At 74.1% G+C, this 25,056-nt stretch carries 3 protein-coding genes; all 3 read right to left on the reverse strand.

Going from position 1 to position 25,056, the window contains the following annotated elements; genetic code table 11:
* On the reverse strand, positions 1–5,542 hold a 5,542-nt coding region (locus ACH4PU_RS29805), incomplete at its 3' end, for an SDR family NAD(P)-dependent oxidoreductase (protein ID WP_398278737.1).
* Between the two features lie 105 nt (positions 5,543–5,647).
* Positions 5,648–16,891 carry a type I polyketide synthase gene (locus ACH4PU_RS29810; protein WP_398278740.1) on the reverse strand — a complete coding sequence of 3,748 codons (11,244 nt, stop codon included), beginning with the start codon at positions 16,889–16,891 and terminating at the stop codon, positions 5,648–5,650.
* Between the two features lie 31 nt (positions 16,892–16,922).
* On the reverse strand, positions 16,923–24,968 hold the full coding sequence (locus ACH4PU_RS29815; protein WP_398278743.1) for a type I polyketide synthase: 8,046 nt from the start codon (positions 24,966–24,968) through the stop codon (positions 16,923–16,925).
* Between the last annotated feature and the right edge of the window lie 88 nt (positions 24,969–25,056).

Here is a 25,056-nt window from a genome sequence, read left to right on the forward strand (position 1 = left end):
CAGCCCCATAAAGGAATCCACCCTCACGGACATAACTCTTCCCCCACCGGCCCGGATCGGGATCGTAGAGGGATTCCACATCCCAGCCACGATCCGCCGGAAACACCGAAATCCCGTCACCACCCGACGCCACCAGATCCCACAAATCCTCCGGCGAATCCACTCCGCCCGGGAAACGACACCCCATGCCCACGATCGCCAACGGCTCGTCCACGGGAGCCGTGGGACCGACCGCGACCGGGGCCGACGGTTCCGGTGCGCCGAAGAGCTCCGTGCCGAGCCGGTCGGCGAGCGAGGCGGGCGTCGGGTGGTCGAAGACCAGCGTCGCCGGGAGCAGGAGGCCGGTGGCCTCGTTCAGCCGGTTCCGCAGCTCGACCCCGGTGAGGGAGTCGAACCCCAGGTCGCCGAAGGCGGCGTCCACATCGACGGCCTCGGCGGAGCGGTGGCCGAGCACCGTGGCCACCTGCTCGCGGACGTAGTCGACCAGCGCCGCACCCCGCTCGGCGGCGGGGACGGCGAGCAGCCTGGCGCGGACCGCGCCGCCGTCCGGCCCACGGCGTGCGCGCCGGACCCGGGGGCGAACGAGGTCGGAAAGCAGCGCGGGCACCCGGTCGGCGTCCCTGCTCAGGGCGGCGGTATCCAGCCGCGCGGGCAGCAGCACGGCGTCATCGAAGGTGAGCCCGGCGTCGAGCAGGGCAAGGCCCTCCTCGGGAGAGAGGGCGCCGATCCCCGCCCGGGCCATCCGGTCGGTGTCCGCCCGGGAGAGCTGCCCGGTCATGCCTCCGCTCTGCTCCCAGCGCCCCCAGGCGAGGGAGAGGGCGGGCAGACCGGCGGCGTGGCGGTACTGGGCCAAGGCGTCCAAGTAGGCGTTGGCTGCGGCGTAGTTGGCCTGACCGGGACCGCCGAGGGTGCCGGCGGCGGACGAGAAGAGGACGAACGCCGACAGGTCACGGTCGAGGGTCAGCTCGTGCAGATTCCACGCCGCGTCCACCTTCGGACGCAGCACCGCCTCCAACCGCTCCGGCGTCAAGGACTCGACGAGACCATCGTCCAGCACACCCGCCGTATGCACCACGGCCGTCAGATCCGGTACGCGCTCCAGCACGGCCGCCAGGGCCCCACGATCGGACGCATCACACGCCTCGACGACGACCCCCTCCGCCCCCAGCGCCGACAACTCCTCCACCAACTCCACGGCACCAGACGTCTGAAGACCACGACGGCTGACGAGAACGAGACGGCGCACGCCGTGCTCCGTCACCAGATGCCGGGCCACCAACGCACCCAGCACACCCGTCCCACCCGTAATCAGTACGGTGTCCTCTCCGCCGAGGGGCACATCGGCGGGCTCCGGCAGGGGTGCGCGCCGGAGGCGGGGGACGAGCAACGTGCCGTCGCGCAGTGCCGCTTGGGGCTCTCCGGAGGCCAGGAGTGCGTCGAGGTGTCCGTTGAGGGCGGGTGCGAGGGTTGCGGCCGACGCGGGCGCGTCGAGATCCGCCAGCACGATCCGGCCTGGGTGCTCGGACTGGGCCGACCTGACGAGCCCCCACACGGCCGCGCCCGCCGGATCGGCGCGCTCCCCGTCCGCCGCCGCCACCGCCGCACACGTCAGTACGACCAGCCTGGTGTCCGCGAAACGCTCGTCGGAGAGCCAGGTCCGCAGTGCGGCCAGGGTCCGGCCGGTGGTGGCGTGGGCGTTCGCGGGCGCACCGCCCTGGGCGGGCGGGCACGGCAGCACCACGACGTCCGGCGGCGACCCGGCGGCCGACACGTCGGCGTAGAGCGCGACGGTGGGGCCCTCGCCGGCTCCGGCGGCGTTCGCGTCGGTGGTGAGCGGCCGCCACTCCACGCGGAAGAGGGACCGGCGGGCGATGCCCCGGGCGCCCGCGGCCTGCTCGCCGGACACCGGGCGGAACAGCAGCGACTCCACCGACAGCACGGGTGTGCCGGTGCCGTCCGCCGCCTCCAGCGACACCGTGTCGGGGGCGGGGGCCACCAGCCGCACCCGCAGGGTGTCGGCGCCGGCCGCGTGGAGCCGGACGCCGCTCCACAGGAACGGCAGCCGCGGCCGGTCCGCGGCCGCGAAGAGCGAGCCCAACGAGGCCGCGTGCAGGGCGGCGTCGAGCAGGCCGGGGTGGATTCCGTACCGCTCGGCCTCGGCACGGTGTTCGTCCGGCAGGGCGATCTCCGCGTAGACGGCGCCGTCCTTCGACCAGGCCGCGCGCACGCCGCGGAACGCGGGCCCGTAGTGGAAGCCGGCGTCCGCGAGGCGCGGGTACAGGTCGTCGGCGGCGAGCGGTTCCGCGCCCGGCGGCGGCCACGCGGCGGCCCAGGCGCAGCCGGGCTCCACCGGCCCGGTGGCGAGGGTTCCGGCCGCGTGCCGCGTCCATGTGGCGGCCTCGTCGTCACCTTGCCCGCCCGGATGGGAGTGGATCTCCACGGGTCGGCGTCCCCGGTCGTCGGGCGCGCCGACGGTCAGTTGCAGGCGGACCGTCCCGGCGGGCGGCAGGACGAGGGGGACTTCCAGGGCGAGTTCGTCGATCCGGTCGCAACCGGTGAGCTCGGCGGCCCGGTGGGCGAGCTCCGCGAAGGCGGTGCCCGGCACCAGCACGTCGGTACCGACCTTGTGCCCGGCCAGCCAGGGATGTGCCGCCAAGGAGAGCCGGCCGGTGAGCACGAGCCCGTCCTGGCCGGCCAGGGAGACGGCGGCACCCAGCAGCGGGTGGCCGGCCGGGCGGAGGCCGAGCGCCGTGGGGTCGCCGCCGCCGGATCCGCCGGCCAGCCAGAACCGCTGCCGTCGGAAGGGGTAGGTGGGCAGGTCCACCGTTCGGGCGCCGGCGGGCAACTGCGCCGTCCAGTCGACCGGGACGCCGCGTACGTACGCGCCGGCGACGGCCGTACGGACCGAGGCGTCCTCCCGCCGGCCGGGGCGCAGCAGCGGGATGAGCGCGGCGGGGCCGGACACCGACTCCTGGCCCATGGCGGACAGCGGCCCGGCCGGGCCGAGTTCCAGGTGGGTGGTGACACCCTGGGCGTCCAGCCACCGCAGGGCATCGTGGAAACGGACGGTCTCGCGGACATGCCGGACCCAGTGGTCGGCCGTGCGGAGCTCGTCGGCCCTCGCGATCCGGCCGGTGAGCGCGGAGACGAGCGCGATCCGCGGCGGGTGGTACGTCACGGACCGGGCGACCCGGCGGAACGCGTCCAGCATTCCGTCCATGTGCGGGGAGTGGAAGGCGTGGCTCACCCGGAGCTGCTTGACCCGACGGCCGCGCCCTTCCCAGAGCGACGCCAGCGCCGCCACCGACCCCTCATCCCCCGAGATCACCAAGGATGACGGGCCGTTGACCGCCGCGATGTCCACGCCATCGGTCAGGGATTCGCGCACCTCCGCCTCCGACGCCTCCACCGCCACCATCGCCCCACCAGCAGGCAACGCCTGCATCAACCGGCCCCGCGCCACCACCAGCCGGCACGCATCCTCCAACGACAACACACCCGCCACATGCGCCGCCACCAACTCACCTACAGAGTGCCCCATCACAAAATCCGGACGCACACCCCACGACTCCACCAACCGGAACAGCGCGACTTCCAGGGCGAACAACGCCGGCTGCGCGAACTCCGTACGATCGAGCCGCTCCTGGTCGTCGCCGAAGACGACATCCTTCAGCGGCAACTCCACCCGCTCACACACCGCGTCGAACGCCTCCGCGAACACCGGGAACGCGGCATACAGTTCCCGGCCCATACCGGCGCGCTGTGACCCCTGTCCCGAGAAGAGGAAGGCACAGCCACCCTCGACGACCGCGCCGGTCACGGCGCTCCCGTCGCTTCCCGTCCCTTCCGTCCTCTCCGCCTCTTCCGCGCCGGCCGCCGCGAGGGCGTCCAGGGTGCTGCGGGCCTCCGCCCGGTCCGCCGCGAAGAGGACGGCCCGCCGCTCCAGACCGGCACGGAGAGTCGACAGCGACAGGGCGACGTCGGCCGGTCCCAGCTCGGGGCGCTCGTCCAGGAACGTTCCGAGGCGCCGCGCCTGGGCCCGCAGGGCGCGCTCGTCGCGGGCCGAGATCACCCACGGCAGCACCGCCGACGGCGCCCCGCCGGGCTGCGGATCCTCGGCCCGGAGCACGGGCGGTGCCTGTTCGACGATGACGTGGGCGTTGGTGCCGCTGATGCCGAAGGACGAGACACCGGCCCGCCGGGGCCACCCGTCCGGCGCCGGCCACTCCCGGGCCTCGGTCAGCAGTTCCACCGCCCCGGATGCCCAGTCCACGTGCGGCGTCGGTTCGGCCACGTGCAGGGTGCGCGGCAGTACCCCCTGCCGCATCGCCAGCACGGCCTTGATCACTCCGGCGACGCCCGCCGCCGTCTGGGTGTGGCCGATGTTGGACTTCACCGTGCCGAGCCACAGCGGCCGGTCGGCCGGCCGCCCCTGGCCGTAGGTCGCCAGCAACGCCTGCGCCTCGATCGGGTCGCCCAGCGCCGTGCCCGTACCGTGCGCCTCCAGCAGGTCCACCGAATCCCCGGACACCTGGGCGGCGGCCAGCGCCTGCCGGATGACCCGCTGCTGGGCAAGACCGTTGGGCGCCGTCAGCCCGTTGCTGGCGCCGTCCTGATTGACGGCCGAACCACGGACCACGGCCAGCACCCGATGCCCCAGCCGTTGCGCGTCCGACAACCGCTCCAGGACGAGGACGCCGACGCCCTCCCCCCACGCCGTACCGTCCGCGCCGGCGGCGAACGCCTTGCAGCGACCATCCGCGGCCAGCCCCCGCTGCCGGCTGAACTCCACGAACATCGTCGGCACCGACATCACCGACACCCCGGCCACCAAGGCCATCGAGCACTCGCCCTGGCGCAGGGCCTGCCCGGCGAGATGCAGGGCCACCAGGGACGACGAGCACGCGGTGTCCACCGTCACCGCAGGCCCCTCCAGGCCCAGCGCGTACGCGACCCGGCCGGAGACCACACTCGCCGCGCCCCCGGTCAGCAGATAGCCCTCGACCCCTTCGGCACCCTCGGCGCCCTCGGCCACCTGCGCCGACCCCGATCCGTACCCCAATTGGGCCGCCCCCACGTACACCCCGGTGCGAGTGCCGGAGAGCGCCGTGGGGTCGATGCCGGCGCGTTCGAACGCCTCCCAGGAGGTCTCCAGCAGCAGCCGCTGCTGCGGGTCCATCGCGAGGGCCTCACGCGGATTGATGCCGAAGAACGCGGCGTCGAACTCGGCCACGTCGGGGACGAACCCGCCCTCGCGCACATAGCTCGTCCCCGGCCGGTCGGGGTCCGGGTCGTAGAGGGCGTCCAGGTCCCAGCCCCGGTCGTCCGGCAGCGGGCCCATCGCGTCGCCCCCGGCGGCCACGAGCCGCCACAGGTCCTCCGGCGAGCGGACGCCGCCGGGGAAACGGCAGCTCATACCGACGATGGCCAGGGGCTCGCGGGACACCTGGACGAGGTCCCGGTTCTGCTGCCGGAGCCGCTCGACTTCCTTGACGGACGCCCGGAGCGCCTCGACGAGTTCGTTGGTGGGTGTGGTCATCACGGTCTCCGCGGGTCGGGCCTCATCGGTACGGGCGGACGGGTGGCAGAGGTGCGGACGAGGTAGGTGGACACGGGGGGTGGGGAGGAGGGGCGGCGTGAGCCGGGCTCAGGACTCGCTCTGCTGGAGGGCGAAACGGACGAGGTCCTTGGTGTCCATGGCGTCGATCCGCTCTTCCCGGTCGGCGTCCGCCGGGGCTTCCCCGTCCGCGTCGGACCCTTCGGCGGCTGCCTGAAGGCCGGCGAGTTCCAGGAGAGCGTCCATCAGGCCCGCGTCGCGGAGCCTCGTCAGCGGAATGCCGGCCAGCGCCCGGCGGACGCGCTGCTCGTCCCCGTCGGTGCCCTCCGAGTGGGTGGTGTCCGGGGTGCCGTCCGCCGCGCCGCCGTCCGGAACCAACTCGGCGAGGAGGTGCCGGGCGAGCGCGCCGGGCGTCGGGTGGTCGAAGACCAGGCCGGCCGGAAGGCGCAGCCCGGTGGCGGCGTTGAGCCGGTTGCGCAGCTCCACGGCGGTGAGGGAGTCGAAACCGAGCTCCTGGAACGCCTTGTTGGCCTGCACGCCGTCGGGGGAACCGTGCCCGAGCACGGCCGCCACGTTGCCCCGCACCAGGTCCATCAGGATGCTGAACCGCTCTCCTGAGGTCAGCCCGGTCAGCCGCTGGACCAGGGCCGCCCGGCGATCGGCGACGCTCGCGGCCCCGGCGTCCGCGAGCGCCCGCCGGGCCGGCCCCGACACCAGGCCGCGCAGCAGCGGGGGCAACAGGTCACCGCTGAGGCGCAGGGCGGCCGGGTCCAGACGGACCGGGAGCGACAGCGCCGGCTCGGCGGCGAGCGCCGCGTCGAACAGGGCGAGGCCCTCCTCCGTGGAGAGTCCCGTCACGCCCGAGCCGCTCATGCGCCGGACGTCGGCGTCGTCGAGGTGCGCGGTCATGTCGCTGCGCTCCTCCCAGAACCCCCAGGCGAGGGAGTGGGCGGGCAGACCGGCCGCGCGACGGTGCTGAGCCAGAGCGTCCAAGTAGGCGTTGGCTGCGGCGTAGTTGGCCTGACCGGGACCGCCGAGGGTGCCGGCGGCGGACGAGAAGAGGACGAACGCCGACAGGTCACGGTCGAGGGTCAGCTCGTGCAGATTCCACGCCGCGTCCACCTTCGGACGCAGCACCGCCTCCAACCGCTCCGGCGTCAAGGACTCGACGAGACCATCGTCCAGCACACCCGCCGCATGCACCACGGCCGTCAGACCGGGGACGTGCTCCAGCACGGCCGCCAGGGCCTCACGGTCGGACGCGTCACACGCCTCGACAGTGACGTCCTCCGCCCCCAGTACCGACAACTCCTCCACGAGTTCCGCGGCGCCGGGCGCCTGGAGACCGCGACGGCTGACGAGGACAAGACGACGTACGCCATGCTCGGTCACCAAATGGCGGGCCACCAACGCACCCAGCACACCCGTGCCGCCCGTGATCAGCACCGTACCCCCCGGGTCCAGCGGCGCGGGCAAGGTCAGCACGACCTTGCCCACATGCCGCGCCTGACTCATATAGCGGAACGCCTCCCGAGCCCGACGCACATCCCACACCGTCACCGGAAGCGGCTCAAGCACACCCCCCTCGAACAGCGCCACCAGCTCGGCCAGCATCTCGCCGATCCGCTGCGGACCCGCCTCGATCAAGTCATACGCCCGATAGCCGGCAACCCCCTCGCGCACGTCCGTCTTGCCCAACTCCAAGAACCGGCCGCCGCGCGCCAACACCCGCAACGAAGCGTCCACGAACTCCCCAGCCAGCGAGTTCAACACCACATCCACACCACGACCACCCGTAGCCGCCAGGAACCGCTCCCCGAACTCCAACGACCGAGAGGAGGCGATGCGCTCGTCGGGAATCCCCATCCCCCGCAGGACATCCCACTTCCCCGGACTCGCCGTAGCCCACACCTCCGCACCCAAATGCCGGGCCAACTGCACCGCCGCCATCCCCACACCACCAGCAGCCGCATGCACCAACACCGACTCACCCGCACCCAGGCACGCCAGATCCACCAACCCGTAATACGCGGTCAGGAACACCACAGGCACCGAAGCCGCCCGCGCGAACGACCACCCCTCCGGCACCCCCACCAACATCCGCGCATCCGCCACCACCACCGAACCCATTGATGCGGGGAACATCCCGAACACCCGGTCGCCGGGGGCGAACCGCTCCACCCCCGGACCTACTTCGACCACCACTCCCGCGCCCTCGCTGCCGAGTTCGGTACGGCCCGGGTACATGCCCAGGGTCATCAGAACATCGCGGAAGTTGACCCCCGTAGCGCGTACCGCCAGCCGTACCTCTCCGTCGGCGAGCGGGCGTGTGGCCGTCGGGTGGGGAACGAGGGCCAGGGCGTCGACCGTGCCCGGCGACGTGACGTCCAGGTGCCAGGCGGGCGAGGGGACCGGAACGCTCAGGGCCGGCTCGGTCGTGGTGCGGACGAGGCGTGGGGTGCTGATCTCGCCGTCCCTGACGGCGGAGTGCGGCACCTCGGTGTCGAGTGCGGCCGCTATCGCCGCCCATGAGGCCGAACCGCCGTCGACCGTCAGCAGACCGAACCGTCCGGGGTGCTCCGACTGCGCGGAACGGACCAGCCCCTCGACGGCGGAGGACACCATGTCCTCCCCGATCACGAAGACCAGGGTGGACCGTTCGGCACCGGCTGCCAGCCAGTTCTGTACCGTTGCGAGGGCCCACGTGGTGGTGGCCCTGACCCGGTCGGGTACGTCGCCGTCCGTGCCCGGCGGCGCCACGAGGACCGCGTCGGGCGCCGGGGCCCCGGCAGCGACGGCGGCGGCGAGCGAGTCGATGTCCGGGTACGAGTCGGACGCCGTTCCCGCGGCCATCGGGGGCAATCCGTCACCGACGACGGCGAGAGACCTCACGCTCCGGGTGTCCGGACGGTTGCCGGGAGTCCATTCGACGGACAGCAGGGAGTGACGTCGGCCGCCACCGCGCCGCGTGCGCGGACTGTCGGCGGGCACGGCCCGGAGCACCAGCGACTCGACTTCGGCGACGGCTCGGCCGCTGCCGTCGGTGAGCCGGACCGTCACCGTGTCGGGCCCCGTCGGGGCCAGGTGGACGCGTACGGCCGTCGCACCGGTCGCGTGCACGGACACCCCGCGCCAGGAGAACGGCAGACGCGTCTCGTCCCGCTCCGCCAGGGCGGTCAGGCCCATGGCGTGCAGAGCGGCGTCAAGGAGCGCCGGGTGGAGAGCGAAGCCGTCCACGTCGGCGTCCTCGGGCAGGCGGACCTCGGCGAACACCTCGTCCCCGCGCCGCCAGGCGGTGTGGAGCCCGCGGAACGACGGGCCGTATGCGTAGCCGAGTTCGGCCAGACGGTCGTACAGCCCGTCCACCGTCAGCGACTCGGTCGCGGCGGGCGGCCACGGTCCCGGCCCGCCTGCGGGCTCGGGTACACGGCCGGTGGTGAGGGTTCCGGTGGCGTGACGGATCCAGGACGCCTCGGCCGGCGCGTCGTCCTCGCGGGAGAACACCTGCACCGGCCGCGCCCCCGCCTCGTCCGGTCCACCGACCACCACTTGCACCCGCGTCCCACCGGAGTCGGGGACCATCAAGGGCGCTTCCAGCGTCAGCTCCTCGATCCGGTCGCACCCCGCCTCGTCGCCGGCCCGGAGCGCGAGTTCCACGAGCGCCGCGCCGGGCACGAGGACCTCGCCGAGGACGACGTGGTCGGCCATCCATGGCTGGGCGTGCCGTGAGATCCGGCCGGTCAGCACCACCGTGTCACTGTCGGCCAGCGGCACGGCAGCGGACAGCAGCGGGTGTCCGGCCGAGTCGAGACCGGCGGGCACGGCGGCGTCGGCGGACGAGGCGGGCTCCAGCCAGAAGCGGCGCCGTTGGAACGGGTACGTCGGCAGATCGGCGACCATCGCCCGCTTCCCGCCCAGCACGGCCGGCCAGTCGACCGGCGTTCCGCGTACGTAGGCGTGCGCCAGGGCGCCCACGAGAGCCAGGGGTTCGGGGCGGTCCTTGCGGAGGGTGGGGACGGCGGTGGCGGCGTCGTCCTGAGCCAGGGCGGAAAGAGTGCCGTCCGGACCGAGCTCCAAATACGTGCGCACACCCTGCGCGCGCAGGGCCTGCACGCCGTCGTGGAAACGGACCGCCTCACGCACATGCCGCACCCAATACCCGGCGTCGAAATCCTCGTGGACACTGCCCGTCAGGTTCGACACCACCGGGATGCCCGGGGTGCCGTACGTCACCGACTCGGCCACCGCACCGAACTCCGCCAACATCGGCTCCATCAACGGCGAATGGAAGGCGTGACTCACCCGAAGCCGCTTCACCCGACGCCCGCGCTCCTCCCAGAGCGACGCCAGCGCCGCCACCGACGCCTCATCCCCCGAAACCACCACGGATGACGGACCATTGACCGCCGCGACGTCCACACCACCGGCCAGGGACTCGCGGACCTCCGCCTCCGACGCCTCCACCGCCACCATCGCCCCACCACCAGGCAACGCCTGCATCAACCGACCCCGCGCCACCACCAACCGACACGCATCCTCCAACGACAACACACCCCCCACATGCGCCGCCACCAACTCACCTATGGAGTGGCCCATCACAAAATCCGGACGCACACCCCACGACTCCACCAACCGGAACAGCGCGACTTCCAGAGCGAACAACGCCGGCTGCGCGAACTCCGTACGGTCGAGCCGCCCCTGATCATCACCGAACACGACATCCTTCAGCGGCAACTCCATCCGCTCACACACCGCGTCGAACGCCTCCGCAAATACCGGAAACGCCCCGTACAACTCCCGGCCCATACCGATGCGCTGCGCCCCCTGCCCCGAGAACAAGAACGCGCAACCGCCCTCGACCACCGACCCGACCACGACGGAGGCCGACGCCTCACCGCGCGCCAGGCTCGTCAGGCCGCTCACCAGGTGGTCCCTGTTCTCGTACCCGCCGATCACCACGGCTCGTCGTTCCAGACCTGCCCGCGCGGTCGCCAAGGTGGTCGCGACCGCCGCCGGGTCGGCTTCCGGGTGTTCGGTGAGGAAGGCCCCGATGCGCGCCGCCTGGGCGTGCAGGGCCGTTTCGGTGCCCGCGGACAGCGGGAGCGTCACGACGGGCGGCGGTGTCGTCCCGGCGTCCGCGGCGGTGGCGTCGCCGGTCGGCTCGCTCCCGAGCGCCCCGCTTCCGGCTGTCTCGTTCCCGGGCGGCTCCTCGCTCACCGGCGGCTCCTCCAGCACGACATGGGCATTGGTGCCACTGACGCCGAAGGACGACACTCCCGCGCGGCGCGGACGTTCCTCCGTCGCCGGCCACTCCCGGGCCTCGGTCAGCAGTTCCACCGCGCCCGATGACCAGTCCACGTGCGGGCTCGGCTCGTCCACGTGCAAGGTGCGTGGCAGCGTCCCGTGCCGCATCGCCAGCACCATCTTGATCACACCGGCGACGCCCGAGGCCGCCGCCGTATGGCCGATGTTCGACTTCACCGAGCCCAGCCACACCGGCCGGTCGCCCTCGCGCCCCTGACCGTATGTGGCCAACAGGGCTTGGGCCTCGATCGGATCACCCAGGGTCGTACCCGTTCCGTGCGCCTCCACCGCGTCCACGTCCGACGCGGAGAGCCCCGCCGCCGCCAGCGCCTGCCGGATCACGCGCTGCTGGGAGGGGCCGTTGGGGGCGCTGAGGCCATTGCTGGCACCGTCCTGGTTGACGGCCGAGCCCCGTACCACGGCCAGTACCGGGTGGCCGTTGCGCCGGGCGTCGGAGAGCCGTTCGAGGAGCAGGACGCCGACGCCTTCGCCCCAGGCGGTGCCGTCGGCGGCGGCGGCGAACGCCTTGCACCGGCCGTCGGGGGCGAGGCCACGCTGCCGGCTGAACTCGACGAAGGCCAGGGGGCTGACGGAGACCGCCACGCCGCCGGCGATCGCGAGCCGGCTCTCCCCCTGACGCAGCGACTGGCAGGCGAGGTGCAGGGCGACGAGGGACGACGAGCAGGCGGTGTCGACCGTCACCGCCGGGCCCTCCAGGCCGAAGGTGTACGCGACCCGGCCGGACACGACGGCCGTGGCGCCGCCGGTCAGGTAGTAGCCTTCGGCGCCTTCGGCCGCCTGCCGCGTGCCGGATCCGTAGCCCTGGGCGGACGCTCCCACGAAGACGCCGGTCGCGGTGGACCGGAGGGAGGTCGGGTCGATGCCGGCCCGTTCGAACGCTTCCCAGGACGCCTCCAGCATCAGCCGTTGCTGGGGGTCCATGGCCAGTGCTTCGCGTGGGCTGATGCCGAACAGGGCCGGGTCGAAGTGCCCCACGTCCGGGATGAAGGCGCCTTCGCGCACGTAGGAGGTGCCGGGCCGGTCGGGGTCCGGGTCGTAGAGCGTGTCGAGGTCCCAGCCACGGTCCGTGGGGAACGTCGTGACCGTGTCGATGCCTTCGGCCACGACGTGCCAGAGCCCTTCCGGGGATTCTGCGCCGCCGGGATAGCGGCAGCTCATCGCGACGATCGCGATGGGGTCGTCGTCCGGCGCGGTGGCGGTGGGGACGAGGGCCAGGGCGACGGTTGCCTGCTCGGCGCCCGGCCCGGTTCCCGCGGTTCCCCGTGTGCCCGCCAGCTCCTGGTGGAGGAAGCCGGCCAGGGCTTCGGCGTTCGGGTGGTCGTAGACCAGGGTCGAGGGCAGCCGCAGGCCGGTGATTTTGTTCAGCCGGTTGCGCAGTTGTACCGCGGTGAGGGAGTCGAAGCCCAGTTCGCGGAAGGCGCGTGCGGCCGGGATGTCGTCCTGTCCGGAGCCGGTGGGGTGGCCCAGCGCGGCCGCGGCCTCCTCCCGGACGATGTGCAGCAGGAGGGCGCGCCGCTCGGCCGGGCGGGTGAGGGCCGCGAGCCGCCGGTGCAGTGCCGGCCGGCCCGGTTCGTCGTCGTCCGCCGGTGCGGTGGTGTCGGCGAGGTGTTCCCTGACGTCCGGTATCTCGCCGATGAACGGCCGGGGGCGGGCGGCGGTGTAGCGGGGGACGAACGCCGCCCAGTCGATGTCGGCCACGGTCAGGGTCGTCTCGTCGTGGCCCAGCGCCTGGACGAGGGCCCTGAGGGCCGGCTCGGGGTCCATCGGGCGGATGCCCCGGAGGAGCAGGTACGCGCCCGCGTCGTCGGTGGCGGCCATTCCGGAGCCGCCCCAGGCGCCCCAGGCGATCGAGGTGGCGGTGCCGCCCCTGGCCCGGCGCCGTTGGGCCAGGGCGTCGAGGTGGGCGTTGGCCGCCGCGTACGCGCCCTGGCCGGCGCTGCCCCACACGCCCGCGTTGGAGGAGAAGAGAACGAAGGCGTCGAGGGCTGCGGGGTCGAGGAGTTCGTCGAGGTGGGTCGCACCGGCCGCCTTGGCCGCCAGCACGGCGGCGAATTCGGCCGGTGTGGTGGCGGCGAGCGGTGTGAGCTGGCCCGTGCCCGCGGTGTGGACGACGGCTGTGGGCGGGTGCTCGGCCAGGAGCCGGGCCACCGCGTCACGGTCGGCCAGGTCGCAGGCGACGACGGTCACCCGGGCGCCGAGCGCGGTCAGCTCGGCGGTCAGCTCGGCCGCGCCGGGGGCGTCGGGGCCGCGCCTCCCGGCGAGGACGAGGTGTTCGGCGCCGTCCTTGGCGAGGCGGCGGGCGACATGTCCGCCGAGCGCGCCCGTGCCGCCGGTCACGAAGACGGTGCCGCGCGGGGTCCAGGGTGTGGAGGCGCCGGCCGACCCGAGGGGGGCGCGGACCAGCCTGGGCACATACGTCCCCGAGGGGCGCACGGCCGCTTGGTCCTCGTCGTCGCCGGCCGCGAGAACGGCGGTGAACCGCCGCCGGGTGGTGGGGTCGGGTTCCGCCACGGGCAGGTCCACGAGGCCGCCCCAGCGTTCGGGGTGCTCCAGTCCGATCACCCGGCCGAGGCCCCAGCTCTGGGCCTGCACGGGATCGGCCGGCGCGTCGGCGGGCCCGGTGGTGACGGCGCCCCGGGTGACGAGCCAGAGGGGCGCGGACCGTCCGCTCGGGGCCTGGGGGTCCAGGGCTTGGGCGTCCAGGGCCTGGGTCAGCGCCAGGGTCGCCGCCACGCCGCTCGGCAGCGCGGGGTGTTCGGGGTGCGGGGTGTCGTCGAGAGCGAGCAGCGAGAGGACGCCCGCGAGGGGCGGCGACGGTTCCGTGCCGGTGGCCGCCGCCACGGCGGTCGCCAGCCCGTCGCGGTCGGCTTCGGCGCAGGTCACCGGGAGCGGGACGACGGTCGCGCCGGCCTCCGTCAGGGCAGTGGAGACGGCGTTCACCAGCGGGTCCGCCATACGGTCCACCGGGACGGCGAGCAGCCAGGGCCCGGAGAGCCGGCCGGCGGGCGGGGTGGTTCGCGGCTGCCACCGGACGCGGTAGCGCCAGGAATCGACCAGCGCCCGCTCGCGGGCGTCGCGCCGCCAGGCGGAGAGCGCGGGCAGCAGCTCGCCGACCAGTTCTCCGTCCGCGTCGAGGGTCATGGCCAGACCGGTGACGTCGGCCCGTTCTACCGCGTCCCAGAACCGGGATTCGGCCGCGTCGGCCGGGGTCGCTGGGATGGTGGTGGGCCGGTGGGGATCCAGCCAGTAACGGCGGCCCTGGAAGGGGTAGGTGGGCAGGTCGACACGGCGGACCTCAGACCCCTCGAACGCCGGCGACCAATCCACCGCCACACCATGCACGAACGCCTCACCCAACGACATCAGGAACCGCTCCCGGCCCCCCTCACCCCGCCGCAACGAACCCACCACCACCGCATCCACACCCGCCGCATCAATGCACTCCTGCACCCCCACCGCCAGCACCGGATGCGCGCTCACCTCCACGAACGCGTCATGCCCCGCACCCAGCAGACCGGCGACAGCCGAAGCGAAGCCCACCGGCTCCCGCAGATTGCGGTACCAGTACGCCGCATCCATCGACGACGTGTCATCCAGCCACTCCCCCGTCACCGTCGAGAAGAACGGCACCCGCGACGGCAGCGGAGAGACGCCGTCGAGTTCGGACAGCAGCCGCTCCCGCAGGCTCTCGACGTGTGCCGAGTGCGAGGCGTAGTCGACCTCCACCCGGCGAGCCCGTATGCCCTGTTCGGCGCACCGGGCGAGGAACCGCTCCAGCACCTCGTCGTCCCCCGACACCACCGTCGAGACCGGCCCGTTGAACGCCGCCACCCCCACACCATCAGGCAGCAACGGCACCACGTCGTCCGCCCCCAACGCCACCGACACCATGCCCCCACCACCGGCGATGTCCAACAACGCACGGCTACGCAACGCCACAACCCGCGCCCCATCCTCCAGCGAGAGGGCACCCGCCACACAAGCAGCGGCAATCTCACCCTGCGAATGCCCCACCACAGCCCCGGGACGCACCCCGTACGACTCCCACAACGCCGCCAACGACACCATGGTCGCCCACAGCACCGGCTGCACCACATCCACCCGCTCCGGCACCACCCCCGACCGCAACACCCCCGTCAACGACCAGTCGACAAACGGCCCCAACGCCGCCTCACACTCCGCAATCCGAGCGGCGAACACCGGCTCCTCATCAAGAAGCCCCACCGCCATCCCCGCCCACTGCGAACCCTGACCCGGAAACACGAACACCACCCGGCCACCGGTCCGCACCGCCACCTCACCATCGGCGCGCGACGCCAACTCCCGCAGTCCCGCGACCAAATCCCCCCGCTCCGCACCCACCGCCACCGCACGATGCTCCAGCACCGCACGCGACGACACCAACGACCACCCCACATCCCCCACACCCACCGCATCCCTCAGGCCCTCCGCACCCTCCACCCACGACACCAACCGCCCCGCAGACTCCCGCAACGCCTCAGCACTCCGCGCCGACACCACCCACGGCACCACACGACCAGCAGCCCCGGAAGCCACAGCAGCCCCGTCCTCCGAGCGCTCGGGCAGCGCCTCAACCGGAGCCTCCTCGAGCACGACGTGGGCGTTGGTTCCGCTCATGCCGAAGGACGAGACTGCCGACCGGCGCGGCCGGCCCTCCGGCTCGGGCCACTCCCGCGCCTCGGTCAGCAACTCCACCGCACCCGACGACCAGTCCACATGCGGCGTCGGCTCGTCCACGTGCAGCGTGCGCGGCAGCATCCCGTGCCGCATCGCCAGCACCATCTTGATCACACCGGCGACGCCCGAGGCCGCCGCCGTATGACCGATGTTCGACTTCAGCGATCCCAGCCACAGCGGCTGTCCGGCGGGACGGTCCTTCCCGTAGGTGGCCAGCAGCGCCTGCGCTTCGATCGGGTCGCCCAGCGTCGTCCCCGTCCCGTGCGCCTCCACCACGTCCACGCCGGCCGCCGGGACCCGGGCGTGGGCCAGGGCGTCGCGGATGACGCGCTGCTGCGACGGACCGTTCGGCGCCGTCAGCCCGTTCGACGCGCCGTCCTGGTTCACCGCCGAACCCCGCACCACCGCCATGACGGGATGGCCCAGCCGCCGCGCGTCGGAGAGCCGCTCCAGCAGCAGGACCCCCACCCCCTCGCCCCAGGCGGTGCCGTCGGCCCCGGCGGCGAACGCCTTGCACCGGCCGTCGGCGGCCAGCCCCCGCTGCCGGCTGAACTCCACGAACGGCCCGGGTCCGGAGAGGATCGTCGCGCCGCCCGCGAGGGCCATGGAGCATTCGCCCTGCCGGAGGGCGTGGCAGGCGAGGTGCAGAGCGACCAGCGACGATGAGCAGGCGGTGTCGACCGTCACCGCCGGGCCCTCCAGGCCCAGTGTGTAGGCGACCCGGCCGGAGGCGACGCTCGCCGCGGTGCCGGTGAGCAGGTGGCCTTCCAGCTCCTCGGGGGCGGGCAGGGAACGGGGGCTGTAGTCCTGGCCGTTCGTGCCGAGGTAGACGCCGACGGGGAGTCCGCGGACCCGGGTCGGGGCGATGCCGGCGCGCTCGAAGACCTCCCAGGCGGTCTCCAGGAGCAGTCGCTGCTGCGGGTCCATCGCCGTCGCCTCGCGGGGGCTGACGCCGAAGAACTCCGCGTCGAACTCGGCGGCAGTGTCCAGGAAGCCGCCCTCGCGGACGTACGAGGTGCCGGGCTGTTCCGGGTCCGGGGAGTACAGCGCCTCCAGGTCCCAGCCCCGGTCGGCGGGGAAGCCGGAGATGGCGTCCCGTCCCCCGGCCACCAGCTCCCACAGGTCCTCCGGGGACCGGACTCCGCCGGGGTAGCGGCACGCCATGGCGACGATCGCGACGGGCTCCGGCTCGGCGGACTCGGCCTCCCGCAGCCGCTGCCGGGTCTTGCGCAGCTCGGCGGTCATCCACTTGAGGTGGTCCAGGAGCTTGTCTTCGTTCGTGGGGGCGGCGGACTTCATCTCGGTACGCAACCTCTCGGTGGGTCGGAGCTTTCCGGCCTGGTCAGGCCTTGCCGAACTCCTGGTGAATGAGCTCGAACAGGTCGTCGGCGGTGGCCTCGGCGAGTTCGCCGCCGGCGGTTTCCCGCTCTTCCCCGGGTTCCTGTCCGGGCCGGGGCCGCTGGTCCCGCTCCTGCCGCAGGCGCTCGTTCCAGGCGGACTCCAGCAGGCTCAGCCGCCCGGCGATCTTCGTGCGGGCCGCATCGTCCGCCGGAAGGGCGGACAGCGCGGATTCCAGGTCGCTCAGCGTCCTGAGTACGCGGTCGCCGGTGACCCGGGCGGAGCCGGTGCCGGACGGGCTCGCTCCCGAGCCGTCGAGGGCCTCCGCCCGCAGGTGGCGGGCGAGGCTGAGGGGCGTCGGGTGATCGAAGGCGACGGTCGAGGGGAGCGGCAGGCCGGTGGCCCCGGCCAGCCGGTCGCGGAACTCGACGGCGGTGAGCGAGTCGAAGCCCAGGTCGCGGAAGGGCCGGTCGGGCTCGACGGACCGGGCGGAGCCATGGCCCAGGGCGGCCGCCGCGTGCTCCCGGACCAGCTCCAGCACGGCCTGCTCCCGGTCGGGTTCGGGGACGGCGCCGAGACGTTCGGCCAGTCCGCGCCCGTCCGCCGGGGCAGGGGCAGGGGCGCGCTCCGCCCGCCGCCGGACCTCCGGGAGGTCTTCGATCAGCGGGCTCGGGCGCAGGGCGGTGAAGCCGGGGGCGAAGCGCTCCCAGTCCACGTCGGCGACGACCGTGCAGGCGGCGTCGGTCGCGACCGCGGCCCACAGGGCGTCGAGCGCCAGGCGCGGGTCGAGGGAGGTCAGTCCGCGGTGGCGCAGGTGGTCCTCGGCGCCGGCGGCCATGCCGCCGTCCGCCCACGGTCCCCAGGCGACGGAGGTGGCGCGGCGGCCCGCCGACCGGCGGCGTTCGGCGAGGGCGTCGAGGCAGGCGTTGGCCGCGGCGTACGCTCCCTGGCCTCCGCTGCCCCAGACCGCGGCGATGGAGGAGAACAGGACGAACGCGTCGAGGGAGTCGTCCGCGAACAGCTCGTCCAGGTACAGGGCGCCGGTGGTCTTGGCGGACACGACGGCCTCGTATCCGGTGAGGTCGGTGTGGGCGGCGGGCATCTCGGCGGCGCCGGCCGCGTGGAAGACGGCGGTGACACGGGGGCCCGCCGTCCGGAGATCCTCGACGAGGCCGGCGAGCGCCGCGCGGTCGGTCACGTCACAGGAGGCCAGGATGGTCTCGGCGCCCAGGGCGGTCAGTTCCTCCGCCAGTTCGGCGGCGCCGGGTGCCGACCGGCCCCGGCGGCCGACGAGGACCAGCCGCTCGGCGCCGCGCCGCGCCAGGTCTCGGGCGACATGGGAGCCGAGCGCACCGGTGCCGCCGGTGATCAGTACCGTGCCGCGTGGCTCCCACCCGGGCGTCCGCGGTTCCGGGCCGCCGCGGGCCAGTCGGCGGGCGAGGAGCCCGGAGGGCCGGACGGCCACCTGGTCCTCGCCGCGGCCCGCGGTCAACGCGGTGGCGAGTTCCCGTCGGGCGGCGGCGTCCCAGCGCTCGGGGAGGTCGACGAGTCCGCCCCAGGCGCGGGGGTGTTCCAGCGCCAAGGTGCGTCCGAGCCCCCAGAGTTGGGCCTGGGCGAGGCTGCCGGGCGGGTCGCCGGGGCCGGTCGGGACGGCACCTCGGGTGGCGCACCAGAGCGGTGCTCCGGGGGGTGTCTCGGACAGGGCCGCCAGCAGGGCGAGGGTGAGCCGGAGGCCCCGGGTGACGGCCGGTGTCCCGTCGGGAGCTTCGTCGAGGGCGAGCAGGGACAGCACTCCGGACGGGCCCTCGCCTTCGGCGGTGATCCCGGCGGTGATTTCAGCGGTGAGCTCCTCCGGGGCGGCCACCACGAGGGTGCGGACCCGTATCCCCCGTTCGTCCAGGGCTCGTTCGACCTCCAGGACCGGCCGGGCGCCCGTGAGCGCGGCGGGTACCAGGAGCAGCCAGGTGCCGCCGGCGGCGGCGTCCGGCGCGTCCGGTGCGGGGGCCTCCGTGTCGACGGGCCGCCAGACGACCCGGTAGCGGCGGGCGTCCGCCTCGGCCCGCGCCCGCCGGGTGCGGCGCCAGGCGGACAGGGCGGGCAGCACCTCGCTCAGCGGTCGGTCCCCGTCCAGGTCGAGCAGGGTGCCCAGCCGCTGCCGGTCCGCGTGTTCCACGGCGTCCCAGAACGGCTCGTCGCCGTCGGCGGTGGCCTGCGTGGCGGCCGACGCGGTGGGGGCGGGGTCGAGCCAGTGGCGGCGGCCCCGGAATCCGTACGCCGGGAGGTCCACCCGGCGGGCCCCGGAGCCCTCGAACACGGCGGGCCAGTCGATCCGGACGCCCCGGACGTGCAGGGTGGCCAGCGCCGTGCACAGGCTGTCCTCCTCCGGGCGGCCCCGGCGCAGCGCGGGGACGGGCGGGGTGGCGGCGGAGGCCGGGTCGAGGCAGTCCCGGGCCATCGCGCTGAGCACGCCGTCGGGGCCGAGTTCCAGGAAGGTGCGGACCTCCTGGGATGCGAGGTACCGCATGCCGTCGTGGAAGCGGACCGTGTCGCGCACGTGCCGCACCCAGTACTCCGGTGTCGCGACGGCCCGCGGGTCCGCGGGCCGGCCGGTGGCTCCGGAGACGACGGTGACGCGCGGCGCGGTGTAGGCCAGGGTCTCCGCCACGCGCCGGAAGTCGTCGAGCACGGGCTCCATCAGCGCCGAGTGGAAGGCGTGCCCGCCGCGGAGCCGCTTCGTGCGCCGGCCCCGCTCCTGCCAGTGGCCGGCGAGGAGCGTGACGGCCTCATCGGAACCGGACGCCACGACGGCCGAGGGGCCGTTGACGGCGGCGATGTCCACGCCGGCGTACTCGGCCAGGGACGCGCGGACCTCGTCCTCCGACGCCTCCACCGCCAGCATCGCCCCACCCGCGGGCAGCGCCTGCATCAGCCGGCCCCGCGCCGCCACCAGCCGGCACGCGTCCTCCAGCGACAGCACACCCGCCACATGCGCCGCCGCCAGCTCCCCCACCGAATGCCCCATCACGAAGTCCGGGCGCACGCCCCAGGACTCCAGCAGCCGGAACAACGCCACCTCGATGGCGAACAGCGCCGGCTGCGCGAACTCGGTCCGGTCGAGCCGCTCTTGGTCGTCACCGAAGACGACGTCCTTCAGCGGTAGGTCCACCAGGTCGCACACCGCGTCGAACGCCTTCGCGAACACCGGGTGGGCCGCGTGGAGTTCCCGTCCCCTCCCGGCCCGCTGGGCGCCCTGCCCGGAGAAGAGAAAGGCGGTCTTGCCCTCGCTCGCCGCGGCCTCGACCGTGTTCGGGGCGGTCGCGCCCCGGAGCAGCGCGTCCAGGCCCGCCAGCAGCTCGGCGCGGTCGCGGCCGGTCACCGCGGCCCGGTGGGCGAGCGCGGCGCGGGTGGTCGCGAGGGAGAAGGCGACGTCCTTGGGGGCGAGTTCCGCCCGGTCGTCGAGGTGGGCGCGCAGTCGGCGCGCCTGCTCCCGCAGCGCGTCGCGGTCCGGGGCGGAGAGGACCCAGGGGACGACCCCGGTGGACGGAGCGGCTTCCGGCTCGGAACCGGACTCGCACTCGGACTCGGACGCGATCCCATACTCAGGCTCGGACGCGAGCGCGGGCTCAGGCTCGGGCGCCTCCTCCAAGACGACGTGGGCGTTCGTGCCGCTCATGCCGAACGACGAGACGCCGGCCCGGCGCGGACGGTCCTCCGCCGCCGGCCACTCCCGGGCCGCGGTCAGCAGTTCCACCGCGCCCGAGGACCAGTCGACGTGCGGCGACGCCTCGTCCACGTGCAGGGTCCGCGGCAGGGTTCCGTGCCGCATCGCCATGACCGCCTTGATGACGCCGCCGACCCCCGCGGCCGCCTGCGCGTGCCCGATGTTCGACTTCAAAGAGCCCAGCCACAGCGGGCGTTCGGACGGCCGGCCCTGTCCGTAGACGGCCAGCAGCGCCTGCGCCTCGATCGGGTCGCCCAGCGTCGTCCCCGTGCCGTGCGCCTCCACCGCGTCCACGTCCGTCGCGGGGATCCCGGCCGCGGCCAGCGCCTGGCGGATGACCCGCTGCTGTGCCGGGCCGTTGGGTGCGGTGAGTCCGCTCGACGCGCCGTCCTGGTTCACCGCGGACCCCCGGACCACGGCCAGCACCGGGTGCCCGAGCCGTCGCGCGTCCGACAGCCGTTCCAGCACGAGCACGCCGACGCCCTCCGCCCAGGCCGTGCCGTCCGCCGAGGCCGCGAACGAGCGGCACCGGCCGTCGGGCGACAGTCCGCGCTGCCGGCTGAACTCCACGAAACCGGCGGGGGTGGACATCACGGCCACCCCTCCGGCGAGGGCGCGGGCGCACTCGCCCGACTGGAGCGCCCGCACGGCCAGGTGCAGGGCGACGAGCGAGGACGAGCACGCCGTGTCGACGGTCACCGCCGGGCCTTCCAGGCCCAGGGTGTAGGCGACGCGTCCGGCCAGCACGCTTGCCGCGTTGCCGGTGAGGAGGTGTCCTTCGAGGGCGTCCGTCACCTCCCGGGGCGCCCGGGCGGAGAGCGCGGGGTAGTCCTGTCCGCTGGTCCCCATGAACACGCCGGCGGCCTCGCCGCGCAGGGACGCCGGATCGGTACCGGACCGTTCCAGGGCCTCCCAGGAGACCTCCAGGAGCTGCCGCTGCTGGGGGTCCATGGCCTGGGCCTCGCGGGGCGAGATCCCGAAGAAGTCCGCGTCGAAGCGGGTGGCGCCGTCGAGGAAGCCGCCGTGGCGGACGTACGACGTGCCCGGGCGGGCGGGGTCCGGATCGTACAGCCGTCCAAGATCCCAGCCCCGGTCCGCCGGGAAGCCGGAGATCGCGTCCCGTCCCTCGGCGACCAGCTCCCACAGTTCTTCGGGGGACCGTACACCGCCGGGGAACCGGCAGGCCATGCCGGTGATCACCACGGGCTCGTCCGGGCGGCCCGCGGCCGGTGCGCCGGGGCCGGCCGTGGTGTGGGTGCCGAAGGCGTCGGCCAGCAGCCGGCGGGCGAGGGCGAGCGGTGTCGGGTGGTCGAACGTCACGGTGGGCGGCAGCGCGAGACCGGTGGCGGCGGCGAGCCGGTTGCGGAGTTCGACGGCGGTGAGCGAGGCGAATCCGAGCTCGTTGAAGGGGCGTTCGGCGCCGATCGCCGCCGGTGAGGCGTGGCCGAGCACCGCGGCCGCGTGGCCGCGCACGAGGTCGAGGAGTGCGCGTTCGCGGTCCGGCTCGGCCTGTCCGGCGAGTTGTTCGCGCAGCGGGGACGCCTCCGCCGCCGGGGCCGGTCCGACGGCGACCTCCGGCAGGGTGACGGTGGCGTCGAGCCAGTAGCGTTCGCGCTGGAAGGCGTAGGTGGGCAGGTCCGCGCGGCGGGCGTCCGTCCCGTCGAACACCGTCCGCCAGTCCGGGCCCGCGCCTCTGACGTGCAGGCGGCCGAGGGCGGTGGCGAACGCCTCCGGGTCGGGCCGGTCCTTGCGGAGCGCCGGGACGAAGGCGGCGTCGGTCCCCGGCGGCAGGCACTCCTGCCCGAGGGCGCTGAGCAGGCCGTCGGGGCCGAGTTCCAGGAACGTGCGGACGCCCCGCCCGGCGAGCCACCGCACTCCGTCCGCGAACCGTACGGTGCCGCGGACGTGCCGGACCCAGTAGTCGGGGGAGCACAGGTCGTCGGCGGTGGCGTCGGTCCCGGTGAGGTCGGATACGACGCCGATGCGTGGGGGGTGGTAGGTCAGTTCCCCGGCCACCGTCCGGAATTCCGCCAGCATGGGGTCCATGCGCGGCGAGTGGAAGGCCCGGGTGACCCGCAGCGGCGTGGTCTTGCGGCCGCGCTCGGCCCAGTATCGGGTGATCTCCCCCACGGCGTCCTCGTCTCCGGAGACCACTGTGGAGTTTGGGGTGTTGACGGCCGCGACGTCCACCCGGCCGGCCGTGCCGGTCTCGGCGAGCGACGTCCGCACCTCCGCCTCGTCGGCCCGTACCGCCACCATGGCGCCGCCCTCCGGCAGGTCCGCCATGAGCCGGCCCCGGGCCGCCACCAGCCGGCACGCGTCCGCGAGGGAGAAGACTCCCGCCACGTGCGCGGCCGCGAGCTCGCCCACCGAGTGCCCGAGCAGCCGGGCGGGGCGTACGCCTCGGTGTTCGAACAGCCGGAAGAGGGCGACTTCCAGGGTGAACAGCGCGGCCTGGGTGTACGCCGTGTGGCCGAGCAGTGCCGCGTCAGAGCCGAACACGACTTTCTTGAGCGGGCGTTCGAGGTAGGCGTCGAAGTGGCCGGCGGTCTCGTCGAAGGCCGCCGCGAACACCGGCTCGTCCCGGTGGAGTCGCCGTCCCATGCCCAGGCGCTGGGCCCCCTGGCCGGGGAAGAGGAAGGCGAGCTCGCCGGGGGCGGGTGTGCCGGTGACCAGGTTCGGGGCGGGCCGGTCGTCCGCCAGGGCGGCGAGCCCGTCCCTCAGCTCCGCCGGGGTGGAGCCGGTCACGGCTGCCCGGTGGGTCAGGGCCGCCCGGGTCGTGGCCAGCGAGTACGCCACGTCGAGGGGGCGCGGCGCGTCGTCCCCGGCCGACGCGGCCAGCAGCTTGCGGGCCTGGTCCCGCAGGGCGGCCGGCGTGTCGCCGGAGACCACCCAGGTCACGAGGGAGGGTCCCGCGCCGGTGGTTCGTGGCTGTTCGGCGGGCGGGGCTTCCTCCACGATCACATGCGCGTTGGTACCGCTGATCCCGAAGGACGACACCCCCGCCCGGCGCGGACGCCCTTCCGGCTCGGGCCACTCCCGCGCCTCGCTCAGCAACTCCACCGCACCCGACGACCAATCCACATGCGGCGACGGCTCCTCCACATGCAACGTCCGCGGCAACACCCCATGCCGCATCGCCATCACCATCTTGATCACACCACCCACACCGGCAGCCGCCTGAGCATGCCCGATGTTCGACTTCAACGACCCCAGCCACAAAGGCCGTTCGGCTGGACGCTCCTGACCGTAAGTCGCCAGCAGCGCCTCCGCCTCGATCGGATCACCCAGCGTCGTCCCCGTCCCGTGCGCCTCCACCACGTCCACGTCGGACGGCGAGAGACCCGCCACGGCCAGCGTCCGGCGGATGACGCGCTGCTGCGACGGGCCGTTCGGCGCCGTCAGCCCGTTCGACGCGCCGTCCTGGTTCACCGCCGAACCCCGCACCACCGCCACGACCGGCAATCCCAGCCGCCGCGCGTACGACAGCCGTGCCAGCAGCAGCACTCCCACGCCTTCCGCCCACCCCGTCCCCGCCGCGCCGGCCGCGAACGCCCGGCACCGGCCGTCGGGGGACAGCGCCCGCTGGCGGCTGAACTCCACGAAGCCGGTGGGCGTGGACATCACGGTGACGCCGCCGGCCAGCGCGAGCGAGCATTCCCCGCGCCGTAGGGCCTCGCTCGCCAGATGCACGGCCACCAGAGACGACGAACACGCCGTGTCCACCGTGATCGCCGGCCCCTCCAGCCCGAAGGTATAGGCCAGCCGGCCGGAGGCGACGCTGGGCGCGCTGCCGTTGCCGAGGTGGCCCTCGAAGCCCTCGGGGACGGTGGTCAGGCGAGAGGCGTAGTCGTTGTACATGACGCCGGTGAAGACGCCGGTGTCACTGCCCTTCAAGTCGTTCGGGTCGAGGCCGGCGCGTTCGAACGCCTCCCACGAGGTCTCCAGCAGGAGCCGCTGCTGGGGGTCGACGGCCAGCGCCTCGCGGGGCGGGATCCCGAAGAGCCCCGGGTCGAACTCGGCCGCGTCGTGCAGGAAGCCGCCGTGGCGGACGTACGAGGTCCCCGGATGGTCGGGGTCCGGGTCGTACAGCCGCTCCAGGTCCCAGCCCCGGTCCGCCGGGAAGCCGGAGACCGCGTCCACGCCGTCGCGGACCAGCTCCCACAGTTCCTCCGGCGAACGGACGCCGCCGGGGTACCGGCAGGCCATTCCGACGACGGCGACGGGCTCCCGCTCACCGGCCTCGTAGCGGCGCAGGCGGCGCTTGGCCTGTTGCAGGTCCGCGGTCACCCGCTTGAGGTAGTCCCGCAGCTTCTCTTCGTTAGACACCTGGTGCGGCATCCGATATCACCCCTGAGGTGGCCGGAGACGGGCGGTACCCGCCGGGAGGTGGGCGGCGCCCGGCGGATCCGGGAGG

This window comes from Streptomyces sp. NPDC021100 (genome assembly GCF_044333095.1).
Lineage (GTDB): Bacteria > Actinomycetota > Actinomycetes > Streptomycetales > Streptomycetaceae > Streptomyces.